The 18,469-nt window shown below is 35.8% G+C and carries 10 protein-coding genes; all 10 read left to right on the top strand.

Going from position 1 to position 18,469, the window contains the following annotated elements; translation table 11 throughout:
- Positions 1-17 precede the first annotated feature (17 nt).
- Positions 18-1,382: a quinol:cytochrome C oxidoreductase gene (locus A9D35_RS12615; RefSeq protein ID WP_066223554.1), complete on the top strand. Its 1,365-nt coding sequence runs from the start codon at positions 18-20 to the stop codon at positions 1,380-1,382.
- A 41-nt stretch (positions 1,383-1,423) separates the two neighbouring features.
- Positions 1,424-2,494 (top strand): cytochrome c oxidase subunit II, encoded by a 1,071-nt coding sequence (locus A9D35_RS12620; protein ID WP_066223556.1) that lies wholly within the window; start codon positions 1,424-1,426, stop codon positions 2,492-2,494.
- A 32-nt stretch (positions 2,495-2,526) separates the two neighbouring features.
- Entirely contained in the window at positions 2,527-4,320 is a 1,794-nt protein-coding gene (locus A9D35_RS12625; protein WP_066223558.1) for a cytochrome c oxidase subunit I, read from the top strand.
- 84 nt (positions 4,321-4,404) lie between these two features.
- Entirely contained in the window at positions 4,405-5,220 is an 816-nt protein-coding gene (locus A9D35_RS12630; protein ID WP_066223560.1) for a DNA/RNA non-specific endonuclease, read from the top strand.
- A gap of 59 nt (positions 5,221-5,279) precedes the next feature.
- Positions 5,280-6,302, top strand: coding sequence for a Holliday junction branch migration DNA helicase RuvB (ruvB, locus tag A9D35_RS12635; RefSeq protein ID WP_066223561.1), 1,023 nt, complete (start codon positions 5,280-5,282; stop codon positions 6,300-6,302).
- Positions 6,303-6,544: 242 nt separating this feature from the next.
- On the top strand, positions 6,545-7,222 hold the full coding sequence (locus tag A9D35_RS12640; RefSeq protein WP_066223563.1) for a hypothetical protein: 678 nt from the start codon (positions 6,545-6,547) through the stop codon (positions 7,220-7,222).
- On the top strand, positions 7,215-8,135 hold the full coding sequence (queG, locus tag A9D35_RS12645; protein WP_066223565.1) for a tRNA epoxyqueuosine(34) reductase QueG: 921 nt from the start codon (positions 7,215-7,217) through the stop codon (positions 8,133-8,135). The genes A9D35_RS12640 and queG overlap by 8 nt, the downstream gene beginning before the upstream one ends.
- 176 nt (positions 8,136-8,311) lie before the next feature.
- Positions 8,312-10,585: an NADP-dependent malic enzyme gene (locus A9D35_RS12650; RefSeq protein WP_066223566.1), complete on the top strand. Its 2,274-nt coding sequence runs from the start codon at positions 8,312-8,314 to the stop codon at positions 10,583-10,585.
- Positions 10,586-10,659: 74 nt separating this feature from the next.
- The gene (ruvA, locus tag A9D35_RS12655; RefSeq protein WP_066223568.1) at positions 10,660-11,241 is read left to right on the top strand and encodes a Holliday junction branch migration protein RuvA; all 582 of its coding nucleotides are present in this window, start codon (positions 10,660-10,662) and stop codon (positions 11,239-11,241) included.
- Between the two features lie 6 nt (positions 11,242-11,247).
- Positions 11,248-18,450 carry a T9SS outer membrane translocon Sov/SprA gene (gene sov, locus A9D35_RS12660; protein WP_066223570.1) on the top strand — a complete coding sequence of 2,401 codons (7,203 nt, stop codon included), beginning with the start codon at positions 11,248-11,250 and terminating at the stop codon, positions 18,448-18,450.
- Positions 18,451-18,469: the final 19 nt, after the last annotated feature.

Genomic DNA, 18,469 nt, shown 5'->3' on the forward strand with positions numbered 1-18,469 from the left:
AAAGATTATATATAGATATGTACACATTTTCAAATAAATTAAAGACATTTTCTTTCGCTCTAATGATTTTAGGAGTATTAGGAGTAGGATATGGTTTTTTGTCTTCTCATAAATCTTTAGATGAAGTAAAAACTATGTTGGCCGATGAAGCTGCGCATCATGGAGGAGGACACGGTGAGGCGCATGCCACACATGAAGTTGAAAGTCACGACATGCATGCCGATGCAGAACATGGTGAAGTTGCACATGCAGAAGCCGATGCTCATCATGGCGATGAACACGCTAAACACGTACAGCACCAAATTGCTAACAGACCTTGGTCTGCATTATACGTAGCGGCTTTCTTTTTTATGATGATTGCATTAGGAGCCTTAGCTTTCTACGCTATTCAATTTGCCGCTCAAGCCGGATGGTCTCCAGTACTTTTTAGAGTTATGGAAGGTATTACAGCATACTTATTACCAGGGGCAGTAATTGTACTTTTAATTGCTGTTGCTTCCGGTACTATTGGCCATTACAATTTATTTGTATGGATGGACCCAGAAGTTGTAGCACACGATAAATTAATTCAGAATAAATCGGGTTGGTTAAACATAGGTATGTTTGCTTTTAGAGGTGCTATCTTTATTGCAGGATGGTGTACTTACAGACATTTTGCGCGTAAATTTTCACTGGCTCAGGATGAATCTGATGACAATAGAAACTTTAAAAAATCATTCCGTATCGCAGCAGGATTCTTAGTATTCTTTATTTATACAGAATCTATGATGTCTTGGGATTGGATTATGAGTGTAGATCCACACTGGTTTAGTACCTTATTTGGATGGTATGTATTTGCAAGTTTATTTGTAAGTGGTATTACAGTTATAGCGTTAATTACAATTTACTTTAAATCGAAAGGATTATTACCATTAGTAAACGATAGCCATATTCACGATTTAGCTAAATTTATGTTCGGGATTAGTATTTTCTGGACGTACTTATGGTTCTCTCAATTCTTACTTATATGGTATGCAAATATTCCAGAGGAAGTAACGTATTTCGTTACTCGTATAGAAGATTATAAATTACCTTTCTTCGGTATGGTAGCCTTAAACTTCTTATTTCCTTTATTAATATTAATGAATAGCGATTATAAGCGTATACCTTGGTTCGTAGTTTCTGCAGGTATCGTCATTTTATTCGGTCACTATATGGATATTTTCGTAATGATTATGCCTGCAACTGTAGGAGATAGATGGTTTATTGGTATTCCAGAAATTAGTTCAATAATGCTTTTCGCAGGATTGTTTATATTTGTGGTGTTTACATCATTATCTAAAGTATCTTTACTTGCAAAACGAAACCCATTAATTAAGGAAAGTGAACACTTCCATTATTAACGACCACTAACAGTAACATATAAAGACCAACAACAACCAATATGACTGCTTTATTTACAATTTTAGTTTTAGTATTTATATTAATTGCCATCTGGCAAATGGTAAAAATTTTCGATCTTGCTCAAGTAGGTCAGGAAGAAAATAACCAAATCGCTACAGATAAAGATAATTCTATGAATGCTTACCTTATGGTAGGTTTCTTAATCTTTATTTATGCTATAACCATAGTATGTATCGTAAAATGGGGCGATTTACCACTGTTGTCTAATTCAGCTTCAGCGCACGGACCAGACATAGATAATTTAATGATTATCTCTTTAGTGCTTATTTTTATTGTTCAGACTATAACTCAGTTCTTATTACATTATTTCGCTTTTAAATATAAAGGTGAAAAGGGTAAAAAAGCATTGTTTTTTGCCGATAACAATATGTTAGAAGCGATTTGGACCATTATACCAGTTATTACTTTAGCAGGTTTAATTATTTATGGATTATTCACTTGGACGAGCATTATGAATGTGAACGAAGACGATGATCCTATAGTTATCGAATTATACGCACAACAGTTTAACTGGAAAGCGCGATATGGTGGTAACGATAATACCTTAGGAAAAGCAAATGTTAGATTGATTGATATAGATCGTGCTAATATTTTAGGTTTAGATGAATCTGATCCAAATGCACAAGACGATATTATAACTTCAGAATTACATTTACCAGTAGGTAAGCCAGTATTATTTAAAATGCGTTCGCAAGACGTATTACACTCGGCTTATATGCCTCACTTTAGAGCACAAATGAACTGTGTTCCAGGTATGATTACACAATTTGGCTTTACACCAACCATTACTACAGCCGAAATGCGTCAGAATCCTGATATGGCTAAAAAAGTAAAACGTATTAATGAAATTCGAACTGAAAACAGTAAAGAATTAGTGGCCAAAGGTGAATCAGCTTTAGACCCTTACGAATTCGATTATTTATTATTGTGTAATAAAATATGTGGAAAATCACATTACAATATGCAAATGAAAATAATCGTAGAATCTCAAGAAGATTACGATGCTTGGCTTAAAGAGCAAAAGATTTTCAAGAATTCTCTAGTTAACTAATACCAATAAGACTTAAAAACCGAAATTAGATTATGTCAGCACACGCAGATACTCACGCACACGACGACGACCACGGACATCATCATAAACAAACTTTTATTACCAAATATATATTTAGTACAGATCATAAAATGATCTCTAAACAATATTTGATAACAGGAACACTTATGGGGGTTATTGGAGTCCTTATGTCTATAATGTTCCGTATGCAAATTGCATGGCCAGAACAACCTAATGTTTTATTTGAAGCATTATTAGGAAAATGGGCACCAGGAGGTGTTATGGATGCCGATATTTATTTAGCCTTAGTTACTATACATGGTACCATCATGGTTTTCTTTGTACTTACTGCGGGTTTAAGTGGTACGTTTAGTAACCTGTTAATTCCGTTGCAAATTGGTGCACGAGATATGGCCTCTGGATTCCTTAACATGGTATCGTACTGGTTATTTTTCTTATCTAGTATTGTTATGTTATCTTCTCTATTTGTAGAGGCAGGACCAGCAGCAGCAGGGTGGACTATTTATCCGCCGCTATCAGCCTTACCAATGGCACAAGGTGGTTCTGGTATGGGAATGACACTTTGGTTAGTATCTATGGCATTGTTTATTGCTTCTTCTTTATTAGGATCGCTAAACTATATTGTAACCGTTATTAACTTACGTACAACTGGTATGTCTATGACGAGATTACCACTTACTATTTGGGCATTCTTTGTAACTGCTATTATAGGTGTGGTATCGTTCCCAGTATTATTATCTGCGGCTTTATTATTAATCATGGATAGAAGTTTTGGAACCTCATTCTTCTTATCAGATATATTTATTCAAGGTGAAGTATTACATTACCAAGGTGGATCTCCGGTATTATTCGAACATTTATTTTGGTTCTTAGGTCACCCTGAAGTATATATTGTAATCTTACCTGCCATGGGTATCGTTTCAGAAATTATGGCGGCAAATTCACGTAAACCTATTTTTGGTTACCGTGCGATGATTGTTTCTATATTAGCGATTGCATTCCTTTCAACAATTGTTTGGGGTCACCACATGTTTATCTCAGGAATGAATCCATTCTTAGGTTCTGTATTTACATTTACAACCTTATTAATTGCTATACCATCTGCTGTAAAAGCCTTTAACTGGATTACAACCATCTGGAAGGGTAATATTCAAATGAATACGGCCATGTTATTCTCTATTGGTTTTGTTTCAACTTTTATAACTGGAGGTTTAACAGGAATCATCTTAGGTGATAGTGCTTTAGATATTAACGTACACGATACGTATTTCGTTATTGCTCACTTCCACTTAGTAATGGGTATATCTGCCCTTTATGGTATGTTTGCTGGAATTTATCACTGGTATCCTAAAATGTTTGGTAGAATGATGAATAAAAACTTAGGGTATATTCACTTCTGGGTTACGGCAATTTGTGCTTACGGTGTATTTTTCCCAATGCACTTTATCGGAATGGCAGGTTTACCAAGACGTTACTATACAAACTCAAATTTCCCATTATTTGATGATTTAGCCGATGTAAACAAAGTAATTACTGTATTTGCTATTATTGGTGCTATCTTCCAAATAGTATTTTTATACAACTTCTTTGTAAGCATGTTCTACGGAAAACGTGCGCCACAAAACCCTTGGAGATCTACAACTTTAGAATGGACTACACCAGTAGAACATATTCACGGAAACTGGCCAGGAGAAATTCCTTCTGTACACCGTTGGGCTTACGATTATAGTAAACCAGGTTACGATGTAGATTTTGTACCTCAAAATGTACCATTAAAAGAAGGAGAAGAGGAATTACAACACTAATTCAATATCCTAAAACATATTTAAAAGCCTTTTCATACCGTTTGAAAAGGCTTTTTCTTTATATTATAGCTTTGTAAATTGTATATGAAAAAAGTCTTTACCATACTCGGAGTTATATTAATAGTTGGTGTTTATGCTTATGATTATTATCTGAGTCATGAAGTTGATTTTACCTCAGATGGTACGACTTTGCCTAAAGCCCACAATAATACAAAAGACAATGCCTATTACTTACCAACCTCTACTACGGGGGCGGTAGTGTTTCATAATAATTATGTGTTGTCGTATAACGAAAATCATGAACAAGCAGAGTGGGTAGCCTATCATTTAAAACAATCAGATATTGTTTATACCGATAGGAAACGACCTTATTTTAATGAAGATAAGGCTGTAAAAACGAAATCTGCAGATTGGCGTAGTTATAAGAACTCCGGATACGATAAGGGGCATTTATGTCCGGCAGGAGATCGTAAATATTCTGAAGATGCCTATCACGAAACGTTTTTAACTAGTAATATTTCCCCTCAAAATCACGATTTTAATGCTGGAATTTGGAATGATTTAGAGCAAACCGTACGGTATTGGGCAAAATCTTATAACGATGTGTATGTCGTTACCGGTGGTATTTTAACCGATAATTTAAAAACCATAGGAAAAGATCCGGTGTCGGTTCCAAATTACTTTTATAAAATTGTTTTTAAAGATGATGGAAAACAATCTAAAATGATTGGTTTTGTCATGCCCAACAAACCTAATGTAAACGGTTCTCTTAAAGATTATGTGGTATCTGTAGACGAGATAGAAGCGCGTACTGGGATCGATTTTTTTCCTAAATTAGAAGATAGCCTAGAAAATAAATTAGAAGCCAGTACCAATACAAGAGGATGGCGATTTAGATAATAGCTTAAAATCTTTCAATCGACTTAAATAATGATTTACTTTGTAGTTTTATATAGCTTATGAACGAAAACCTGAATCCAGATAAAGAACATTTTTCTTCGGAAGAGATTGATATCGAAAAAGCATTACGGCCCTTATCATTTGATGATTTTGCTGGTCAAGATCAGGTTTTAGAAAATCTTAGTATTTTCGTAGAAGCTGCAAATAGACGTGGAGACGCCTTAGACCACACCTTATTTCATGGTCCTCCAGGACTAGGTAAAACCACTTTAGCACACATTTTAGCCAACGAGTTAGGTGTTGGTATTAAAGTTACGTCTGGTCCTGTTTTAGACAAACCTGGCGATTTGGCTGGTTTACTTACCAATTTAGAAGAACGAGATGTGCTGTTTATAGACGAAATCCATAGATTGAGTCCTATTGTAGAAGAATATTTGTATTCGGCAATGGAAGACTATAAAATAGATATCATGATCGAGTCTGGACCAAATGCTAGAACGGTTCAAATTCATTTAAATCCGTTTACACTAATAGGCGCAACAACGCGTTCCGGATTGCTAACCGCACCTATGCGTGCACGGTTTGGGATTAGTAGTAGATTACAATATTATTCTACCGAATTATTATCGACAATCGTCGAACGTAGTGCCGAAATTTTAAATGTACCGATCCATATGGATGCTGCTATAGAAATTGCAGGAAGAAGCCGTGGTACACCACGTATTGCTAACGCCTTATTACGTCGTGTTCGGGATTTTGCAGAAATTAAAGGTAATGGAACCATAGATTTGGCCATCGCTCAGTTCGGATTAAAAGCCCTTAATGTAGATGCCCACGGTTTAGACGAAATGGATAATAAAATACTAACCACCATAATCGACAAGTTTAAAGGTGGTCCTGTGGGGATTACTACTTTAGCAACTGCCGTTAGTGAAAGTGCCGAAACCATTGAAGAAGTTTACGAACCCTTTTTAATTCAGCAAGGCTTTATAATGCGTACACCACGCGGACGTGAAGTTACCGAAGCGGCTTATTTGCATCTAGGACGCACCAAAGGACCGGTACAAGGCGGTTTGTTTTAAAGCCAATCCTAGTCTTTCAAAAAAGAAAGATAAACAGGCTAAATAGATGTGTTATTTTAATTAAAATGAGCAATCGACATATACAGGGTTTGGGTGCTCTCTTCCTGGAGTTGAGAGCACTTAAGCCCTGTAGGGGAGAAACAGTTATAAATAGGATTCAGATTGTAACGGATTTTAAATCCGTGCTTATAGTCTTTTATAACCAGGGCCTCAATAGATTGACTTTTTTAAAAACTACTTATATGAAATATTTAATTATCTTTTTTTTATTCATATCCACAGTTTCAGCTCAGGAAAAAGTGCAGAGCCGTCAGTTTGATAAAGTGACCAATATGACGGTTACCGAGTCTACTGTTATTTATGACTATGATACAGGAAAATTAATTGATATAAGCGATATTAGTAATTTTGGTAAGTTACTTAAAAAGTATCCTAAGGCGGATTTAATGGTCAAGGACACTGATTTAAATGGTTACCCCACGACGTATTATTTTATTAAAGATGCAAGTCTTGCTCATGATAAAAAAGAAAATCTAAATGTAGTCAAGATTAAACAGAAAGATATTACTAATTCAATTTTCGATTTAAGTAATATTGACACGAAATATACCTTAATAATTTTACAGCATGAACTCGAATTTCCTAGAATTAATGTAGAAAGCATTAGTGAAGTTGAAAACGCTGCTTTGGATAAAGGATTTACGTCTTTAATATTAACAGAATCTATTTATAATCAGGCAAAAACTTTTGCCAGTTCCGAAGGATTAAAATCAATAATTATTCCCAACGCTTCTGCATTAATTAGATCTTTCGATACAAATAGATACCCGTTTTTTGTGTTATTAAATGCAGATAAGGCTATTGTTTTTTCTTGTGTTAGAGATTATGAAATTATTGATAAGTTGTTAACCCTTGAATAAAAAAGCGGACTATACTCGTTGGATTAAAACCGAAGCCAAACGTCTCGGTTTTATGTCTTGTGGTATTAGTAAATCCCAATTTTTAGAAGCCGAAGCCCCACGTTTAGAGCGGTATTTAAATCAGAATTTCCATGGCGAAATGCAATACATGGAAAATCATTTCGATAAACGTTTAGACCCAACAAAACTAGTAGAAGGTTCTAAATCTGTGATTTCTGTACTGTTGAATTATTTTCCTGCAGAGCAACAAATTTCAAGCAGTTATAAATTATCTAAATATGCTTATGGCACCGATTATCATTTCATTATAAAAGATAAGTTAAAAGCATTACTGGAGTTTATTCAAACCAAAATAGGCGAGGTCGAGGGCCGTGCTTTTGTAGATTCGGCTCCGGTGTTAGATAAAGCTTGGGCAGCGAAATCGGGTTTAGGGTGGATTGGGAAACACAGTAATCTGTTAACCCAACAAGTGGGATCTTTTTATTTTATTGCCGAATTGATTGTGGATTTAGAATTAGAATACGATACTATTACTACAAACCATTGTGGTACATGTACCAAATGCATCGACGCTTGTCCAACAGAAGCCATTACAGAACCTTATGTAGTTGATGGTAGCAAATGCATTTCTTACCTAACTATAGAGCTAAAAAACAATATTCCAACAGCATTCAAAGACAAAATGGACGACTGGATGTTTGGTTGCGATGTGTGCCAGGATGTTTGTCCGTGGAATCGTTTCTCAACCCCACATAACGAACCACTTTTTAATCCGCATCCAGATTTATTTCAAATGACTAAAAACGACTGGGAAGACATAACCACCGATACCTTCAATAAAGTTTTTAAAAAATCGGCAGTAAAACGTACTAAGTTTGCGGGATTAAAACGTAATATTGATTTTTTGAAATAATCTTTTAAAAGACAGCTTTAAACTATTTTCAGACTATATAAATACGAAAACGATTGCATTTAAATTTTGATAGAATCAATCAAAATAAATCATCAAAAATAAACATCTTCCTATAAAATAGATTAGAGTTTCACGCATAGGATTGTTACATTTGTTAGTCATTAACATTTGTAATTATGAGTAAACAGAGCAAGAGAAGAGAAGCACTAATTTATCATGCCAAGCCAACACCTGGTAAAATTAAAGTTGTTCCAACTAAAAAATACGCTACCCAAAGAGATTTAGCATTAGCCTATTCGCCAGGAGTAGCAGAGCCTTGCTTAGAAATAGCAAAAAATAAAGAAAACGCTTATAAATATACCACCAAAGGAAATTTGGTTGCCGTAATCTCTAATGGTACAGCCGTGTTAGGTTTAGGAAATATAGGTCCAGAAGCCTCTAAACCGGTTATGGAAGGTAAAGGTTTGCTGTTTAAAATATTCGCAGATATTGATGTGTTCGATATTGAAGTGGATACCGAAGATGTTGAAACCTTTATTCAAACCGTAAAAATGATTGCTCCAACATTTGGAGGAATTAATTTAGAAGATATTAAAGCTCCAGAAGCTTTTGAAATTGAACGTCGTTTAAAAGCAGAATTAGATATTCCTGTAATGCACGACGATCAGCACGGAACGGCAATTATATCGGCGGCAGCTTTAATTAATGCCTTAGAGCTTTCTGAAAAGAAAATTGAAGATGTACAAATTGTAATTAGTGGGGCTGGTGCAGCAGCTATTTCTTGTACGCGATTATACCAAGCTTTTGGTGCAAGACGAGAAAATATCGTGATGTGCGATAGTAAAGGTGTTATTAGAGACGATCGTGAAAATTTAACAGCAGAAAAAGCAGAATTTGCAACCCATAGAAAAATAGACACTCTAACCGATGCCATGAAAGATGCCGATGTATTTATTGGCTTATCTATGGCCGATGTGGTTACTCCAGAGATGCTATTAATAATGGCCGAAAACCCAATCGTATTTGCTATGGCTAATCCCGATCCAGAAATAGCGTACCAATTAGCAATAGATACTCGTAAAGATATTATTATGGCTACAGGGCGAAGCGATCATCCTAACCAAGTGAATAATGTTTTAGGATTTCCGTTTATTTTTAGAGGTGCGCTAGATGTACGTGCTACTAAAATTAACGAGGAAATGAAAATGGCAGCGGTTGTGGCTTTAGCAGAGTTAGCAAAAGAGCCCGTACCAGAACAAGTAAATATTGCCTATGGCGAGACCCGTTTAACTTTTGGTAAAGATTATATCATTCCAAAACCATTCGACCCTCGATTAATAGCTCAAATACCACCAGCAGTTGCAAAAGCCGCTATGGAAAGTGGTGTTGCTAAAGAGCCTATTTTAGATTGGGAAGATTATGAAAACGAATTAGAAAGCCGATTAGGAACAGATAATAAGCTGATTAAATTACTATTTAATCGTGCTAAAATGAATCCGAAACGTGTGGTGTATGCCGAAGCAGATAAGCTAGAAGTTTTAAAAGCGGCACAAATCGCATTCGATGAAGGGATTGCAAAACCTATTTTACTAGGGCGTCGCGAAACCATTTTAAAATTAATGGAAGAAATCGAGTTTGATGCCGAGGTTGAAATTATTGACCCAAAATCTGATGAAGAACAAGATCGTAAATTACGATATGCAAAAGTGTATTGGGAACAACGTAAGCGTCGCGGAGTAACTTTATATTCTGCAGAAAGCCTTATGCGCGAGCGTAATTATTTTGGTGCCATGATGGTAAACGAAGGCGATGCAGATGCTTTAATTTCTGGATTTTCTAGAGCTTACCCAGCAGTAGTAAAACCTATGTTAGAGGTTATCGGGATGGCAAAAGGTGCAACACGTGTAGCAACAACCAATTTGATGATGACACAACGTGGTCCGATGTTTTTAAGTGATACCGCTATAAATGTAGATCCGTCGGCTAAAGATTTAGCTACTATTGCTAGAATGACTGCTACGGCAGTAAAAATGTTCGGATTAGAACCTGTAATAGCCATGACTTCATATTCGAATTTTGGATCGTCGACTAACGAACGCGCTTCAAAAATACGTGAAGCCGTTTCATTTTTACATAGACAATACCCTAATTTAATTGTAGATGGTGAAGTGCAAACAGATTTTGCTTTAAACAGCGAATTGCTTCAAGAAATTTTCCCATTCTCGAAATTGGCTGGTAAAAAAGTGAATACCTTAATTTTTCCAAATTTAGATGCAGCCAACATCACCTATAAACTATTAAAAGTGATGAACAATGCAGAGTCGGTAGGACCTATTATGTTAGGAATGCGTAAACCTGTTCATATATTACAATTAGGAGCAAGCGTAGACGAAATTGTAAACATGACGGCCATTGCTGTTGTTGATGCACAACAAAAAGAAAAGCGATAAGGAGATTGCATGAAAAGCAATGAGTTAAAATGTGAAAAAAAATGTTACATTTGGAGCTATAACAATCCTAGCTAATGATTTCACATATTCAAGGGAAATTAGTAGAAAAAAATCCAACAAATGTCGTTATAGATTGTAATGGTGTTGGATATTTTTTAAATATTTCGCTGCATACATATTCGCAAATTCCAGATCTGGAACACATAAAATTATACACACAACTTTTAGTAAAAGAAGACTCCCATACCTTGTATGGGTTTTCTTCTATTGCCGAACGCGATATGTTTAGATTGCTTATCTCGGTAAGTGGTATAGGCGCGGGTACTGCGCGTACCATGCTGTCTTCTTTAACTCCAAAACAAGTTCGTGAAGGTATAGCCAAAGAAGATGTTGCTTTAATACAATCTATAAAAGGAATAGGTGTAAAAACAGCGCAACGAGTTATTATAGATTTAAAGGATAAAGTTTTAAAGATTTACGATATTGATGAAGTTTCTGCATCATCAAACAATACCAACAAAGATGAAGCGTTATCTGCTTTAGAAGTCCTTGGTTTTGTTAAAAAGCAAGCAGAGCGTGCTGTAGACAAAATTGTTAAAGCAGAGCCAGATGCATCAGTAGAAACCATTATAAAACAAGCTTTAAAAAATTTATAATAGATTTTGAATACAACTCATTTTAACGCTTTTAATCTTACCATAAAAACAGTTGTTGTTTTCTTAGTACTGTTTTTAATTACAGTTACAGGGGTTGCGCAAACAACACCAACTATACCTCAAGATAGTATTAAAACGGGTCATACTTTAGGGCGTATAAATATGCCAAACCCTACAAGTATTGTTTCAAAATATACTTATGATGCGTTTACAAATCGTTATATCTACACCGAGTCTGTAGGCGAGTTCAATATCAATTATCCTATAATTTTAACCCCAGACGAGTTTGAAGAATTGGTGCAAGCCGAAAATTTAAAATCGTATTACAAGCAAAAAATTGATGCTTTCGATGGTAAAAAAGAGGGTTCCGAAGACGGAAAGAAAAACCTATTGCCTGCTTTTTATGTGAATTCTAGCTTTTTCGAATCTATTTTTGGAGGGAGTACCGTAGAGGTTATTCCACAAGGTTCGGTAGAGATGGATTTGGGAGTTTTGTTTTCAAAGCAAGACAATCCGGCGTTTTCTCCTAGAAATAGAAGTAATTTTAGTTTCGATTTCGACCAACGTATTAGTTTAAGTTTACTAGGAAATGTTGGGACACGTTTGCAGGTTACAGCAAATTACGATACACAATCTACATTCGACTTTCAGAATTTAATAAAATTAGAATACACCCCAACCGAAGACGATATCATTCAAAAAATTGAAGTCGGTAATGTGAGTATGCCTTTAAATAGTACTTTAATTACAGGTGCACAAAGTTTATTTGGTGTAAAAACGCAATTACAATTTGGTAAAACTACGGTAACCGGTATTTTTTCTGAACAAAAATCGGAAACGCGTACTGTGGTAGCTCAAGGTGGTGGAACACTAGAAGAATTTGAATTATTTGCGAGAGACTACGACGAAAACCGTCACTTTTTCTTAGCACAATACTTTAGAGAAAAATACGATGAGGCTTTATCAAATTATCCGTTTATAAATACAAACGTTCAAATTACCCGTATTGAAGCCTGGATTACCAACCGTACCAATAGTACAGATAATGTTAGAAATATAGTAGGTTTTCAAGATTTAGGAGAGTCGAATTCTGAATTAATTGGTTCTGCAGTAAATATTTTTAACAGTCCGGGTGCCTTTCCAGATAACGGAAACAATGCTTACGACCCTACTTTAATAGGTAAGGCTAATGGGCAATTAACATCGGCGGTAAGAGATATTGCCACCGTACAATCCGGAATTTTAGTTCCAGGAACTAGCGAAGGAAAAGATTATGCAAAACTAGAAAATGCTAAAAAATTAGTTCAGGGTACAGAATTTATTTTAAATACGCAATTGGGGTATATTTCCTTAAATCAGCGATTAAATAATGATGAAATTTTAGCTGTTGCCTTTCAGTTTACGGTAGGAGGTAAAGTGTATCAGGTTGGGGAATTTGCCAACGACGGTGTAAATGCTACAGATATTGAAGGCGACGACGATGAGAATGCGCAAACGGTAATTACAAATAATAGTTTAGTATTAAAATTACTTAAGAGTCCGATTACAAATGTAAATCAGCCAATTTGGAAGCTGATGATGAAAAACATCTACGATACGGGGGCTTACCAATTAACCCAAGAAGATTTTAAATTAAATATATTTTATACAGAAGCATCACCGTTAAACTATATTTCCCCAGTTGGTGGAGATTTTGGAACAACCTTCGATGGCGACCCTATTCAAGAAGTACCATTACTGCGTTTATTCAATTTTGATAAATTAAATTATAACGGAGACCCGCAAGCGCGAGGAGATGGATTCTTCGATTATGTAAGTGGCATGACTGTTATTCCGTCTAACGGAAAAATTGTGTTTACCAAAGCTGAACCTTTTGGATCGTACCTATTCGATGTGTTACACATCCCTTCAAGTTCCGAAGATTATAACGATCCTAACACTTACAACCCTAACCAGCAGAAGTATGTATTTAACGAGTTATATGAAGTTACGAAAACGAAGGCTCAAGATTATGCCGAGAAAAATAAGTTTCAAATAAAGGGACGTTATAAATCTACCGGAGGCGAAGGTATTCCTATTGGCGCGTTTAATGTACCACGTGGTTCGGTTACTGTAACCGCTGGTGGACGTGTGCTAGTAGAAGGTATAGATTATACGGTTAATTACCAGTTGGGACAAGTTCAAATTTTAGATGAAGCTTTAAAAGCATCAAATACACCAATCCAAGTATCTACAGAAAACAACGCTGTGTTCGGGCAGCAAACAAAACGTTTTATGGGGGTTAATGTAGAGCATCAATTTAGCGATAAATTTGTGTTAGGGGCTACCATGTTAAACCTTCACGAACGGCCAATAACGCAAAAAGCAAATTATAGCACAGAACCTATAAATAATACCATTTTTGGGTTTAACGGAAATTACTCTACCGAAGTACCTTTTTTAACCCGCTTGGTTAATAAATTACCAAACATAGATACCGATGTGCCCTCAAATTTATCGGTTCGTGGGGAATTTGCTTATTTAAAACCTGGAGCCCCAAAAGGAACAGATTTTAATGGAGAAGCTACGGCCTATGTCGATGATTTTGAAGGCTCGCAAAATGCCATTTCTTTAAAGGCACAACAGTCTTGGTTTTTATCAAGCAGACCTGTAGGTTTAAATGTGCCTAGCAATCCTAACGAAGACCAAAACGGGATTCAAAACGGGTACCAGCGTGCTATGTTAAACTGGTATATGATCGATCCTATTTTTTATTCGAGTCAACGGCCTTCGGGAATGACAGATAATGATATTTCGGGTTTATACACCAGTCGTGTGTTTATTCAAGAATTATTTCCAGAACAGGGAATTGCACAAGGGCAATCTACTGTTTTAAACACCCTAGATTTGGCGTATTATCCAGACGAACGTGGGCCTTATAATTTCGATCCGAATACAAAAAGTGGAACCATTCCAAATCCAGAAGATAGTTGGGCCGGAATTACTAGAGCTTTAACTTCTACAGATTTTGAGCAAGCCAATGTTGAATATATCGAATTCTGGTTACAAGATCCGTTTCAAGAAAATGAATCGAATCCTGGAGGAAAACTGGTTTTTAATCTAGGAAATATTTCGGAAGACATTATTAAAGACGGAAGAAAACAATACGAAAACGGATTGCCTAAAGACGGAAATTCTTCTTTATTACCAACCACCGAGTGGGGAACAGTTGTACCACAAAACCAATCGTTAGTTTATGCTTTCGACAGTCAAGGAAACGAACGTACCAATCAAGATGTTGGTTACGATGGGTATAGTGATGAAGAAGAAGGAATTGCTTTTGGAATTGATTTTGGACCCGACCCGTCGAACGATAATTACACATATTTCCTAAACACAAGTGGAGATATTTTTCAGCGTTATAAAGGTTATAATGGAGTGGATGGAAACTCGCCAGAAGTTTTTTCTGATACAAATAGAGGATCGACTACCCAACCCGATGTAGAAGATATTAACCGTGATAACACTATGAATACCATAGATAGTTATTACGAATACGAGTTAGATTTAAACCCGACGAATTTACCGAAAAGTCCGAGTGATGTTGGAAATATACCACCAACTAACCCATTAAGTGAATACATAAAAGATATTAAAGTTGAGCCGAGATTATTGGCCAATGGGCAAACAACAAATGTAAGATGGTATCAATTTAGAATTCCTGTTGAAGGTTCGAATGTGAAATCGGTAGGGGGTATCACCGATTTAAGATCGATACGATTTGCACGTATGTATGTAAAAGGTTTTATAGAGCCAACCGTATTTCGTTTTGGAACTTTAGATTTAGTACGAAGCGATTGGAGGCGTTATACTTTAGCGTTAGACAAGGATGACGTTACACCAGACGATCCAGAAACAGAATTTTCTGTAGGTGTGATTAGCACCTTAGAAAATGATGGTATTTACCAATCTCCTCCAGGTGTAGATCCAGAAGAATTATATAATAACAATACCGTAATTCAGCAAAACGAGCAATCTTTAGTTCTAAATGTTTGTGGTTTAGAAGAAGCGGATTCTAGAGCTGTTTATAAAAATATTAGCATAGACATGCGTCAATATAAACGTCTGCGTATGTTTGTGCATGCCGAAGACGATGGTACGATGGGCTTAGACGATTATCCGGTGGCGTTTATTAGAATGGGTAACGATTTAACTCAGAACTATTATCAGATTGAAATTCCGTTAAAAAAGAGCGAAGGCACCTCTAGGGAAGCGCTTTGGCCAGAAGAAAACGAAGTCAATTTAGCCATAGAATTACTTCAGCAAATAAAATCGAAAGGTTTAGCCGACGGAAGTTTGGCCAACGAAGATCCCACATTTTACGATGTAGAAGGTAGCGATTTAACTTTGGTTACCGATCCGTATAGTGGTTATGTGCTAGGGCAGCAACGTATAGGGATAAAAGGAAATCCGAATTTTGGAGATATTAGAACCTTAATGTTAGGAGTTAAAAACGGCGCTAATAGCCCGCAATGTGGTGTGTTCTGGTTTAACGAATTACGTTTGTCTGATATGGATAACGATGGGGGTTGGGCAGCGATTTTAAGTGTAGATTCTAACTTAGCCGATTTTGCCAATGTAAGTGCAACAGGAAGACAAAGTACGGCTGGTTTTGGTAGTATAGAACAAGGGCCAAGCGAACGTAGTTTAGAAGATGTGGTGCAATACGATGTGGTAACCAATGTAAATATTGGGCAACTACTTCCAAAAAAATGGGGTGTTCAAATTCCATTTAATTTCGGGCAAAGTGAAGAAACCATCACCCCAAAGTACGATGCATATTACCGCGATTTAGAATTAGATACACAGTTAGATAATACTAACAATGTGGATTCGGTTTTAAAAGTGAACGAGAATTATACCAAGCGAAAGAGTATCAACTTTATTGGTGTTAGAAAAATAAGAACCACAGAGGATAAGCCACATTTTTACGATGTAGAGAATTTTACTTTAAACTACTCGTTTAACAAAACCGAGCATCGCGATTTCGAAATAGAAAATTCTGTTGATAAGGCGGTACGATTAGGAGCAAATTACGCGTATAATTTCACTCCAAAAACCATAGAGCCTTTCAAGAAAAACGATTCTTTATTTACAGGTAAATATTGGCAGATTTTAAAAGATTTCAACTTTAATTATTTGCCTACAACTTTTACGGTGAGTTCTAATATTTTAAGAAATTACAATAAACAACGATTTAGAGAAGTCGAACTTGGAGAAGGAAATATCGGGTTAGAGGAGCTATACAGACGTAATTATACTTTCGATTTTCAATATACCTTTAGTTATAATTTAACTCGGGCCTTACAAATTAACTTTACTACCTCGAAGAATAATATTGTAAGGAATTATTTTAAAGACAATATTATTAATGGCGAACAAGACCCCACCTTAGATGTTTGGGATGGATTCTTAGATATAGGTGCGCCGAATAGGCAGTATCAGCAATTAGGAATTAATTACGAGTTACCATTGTATAAAATCCCATTTTTAAGCTTTTTACAAGCGACGTATGCGTATACCGGAGATTTTCAATGGCAAAAAGGTTCAGATTTATATGGCGATTTAGAAATAGATGGCGCTACTTACGACTTAGGGAACACTATTCAGAATGCGAATGTGCATAACCTAAACACGTCTATGGATATGAACAAACTCTATAAATATCTGGGCTTGGTGAAAAAACCTGCGGCGAGAGCAGCACCAAGACGCCCACAACCGCAAGGCGCAGCAGAAGCTAATCCAGAACAAGCGAGTAATAAAAGTAACGCTTGGGTAAATGCAGGTATAGATATTTTAACGATGGTTAAACGTATCCAATTAAATTATCAGGAAAATAATGGAACCTATTTACCAGGATATTTACAAACTCCAGGATTTTTAGGAACCGTACAACCAACATTTGGATATACGATAGGAAGCCAAAGCGATATTAGAGATTATGTTGCCAAAAAAGGTTGGTTAACTGTGTATCCAGATTTTAACGAACAATATACAGAAACACATAATAGACAATTAGATATTTCGGCAAACTTAGAACCTGCCAAAGATTTAAAAATAGATTTAATTTTTAATCGTTTGTATTCCGAGAGTTTTACAGAAAATTATGTTATCGATCAATTAAATGGTGAATACGAGTATAATGCACTAACGCCAAATACTTATGGTAATTTTAATATTTCTACGTTATTGATTAAAACGGCATTTGGAACAAGCGATGAAAACGGTTCGAAAGCGTTTACCGATTTTAGATCGAATCGATTAATTGTATCGAGACGTCTAGCTCAACAAGCAGGTGTAGATATGAGTAATCCAGATAACTTTGAAAACGGAGATGTTAATGGATATGCCTTAGGATTTGGTAAAAGTAGTCAGGCTGTCCTGCTACCATCTTTTTTAGCGGCGTACCAAGGGCAAGATGCCGATGGTGTAAGTTTAAGTGCTTTTAGGAATATGCCTTTACCTAACTGGGATTTAAAATACACTGGGTTTATGAAAATGGCTTGGTTTAAAAAACACTTTAAACGTTTTTCTGTTGGCCATGGTTACCGTTCTACGTATACCATAAACCAATTTACTACCAATTTAGATTACAACTCTATTAATTACGATTTAGATTATACGCAACAACCCGACGACGTGTTAAACCAGTCAGGCGATTATAAAAATGAAAACTTATACAGTAACATCAATTTAACCGAGATGTTTAGTCCGTTAATTCGTTTAGATTTCGAAATGCAGAATTCTATTAAAATTCTTACCGAGATTAGAAAAGATAGGTTACTGTCTTTAAGTTTCGATAATAATTTAATGACCGAAATTATAGGAAACGAATATATAATAGGTTTAGGGTATCGTATAAAAGATGTAAGAATGCGTTCTAAATTGGCTGGCCCAAATAGAACGATAGTAAGCGACATTAATATGAAAGCCGATGTGTCTTTAAGAGAAAATAAAACGATTATTAGATATTTAGACCTAAATAATAATCAAGTTACTTCCGGACAAACAATATGGGGATTAAAATACACGGCAGATTATGCCTTTAGTAAAAACCTATCGGCGATCTTTTATTTCGATTATAGTTTTTCAGAATACGCCATTTCTACAGCATTTCCACAAACCACATTGCGCTCTGGTTTAACCGTGCGATATAATTTTGGGAATTAGTAATTAAAGTTTGATATTC

It is taken from the genome of Formosa haliotis (genome assembly GCF_001685485.1).
Lineage (GTDB): Bacteria > Bacteroidota > Bacteroidia > Flavobacteriales > Flavobacteriaceae > Formosa > Formosa haliotis.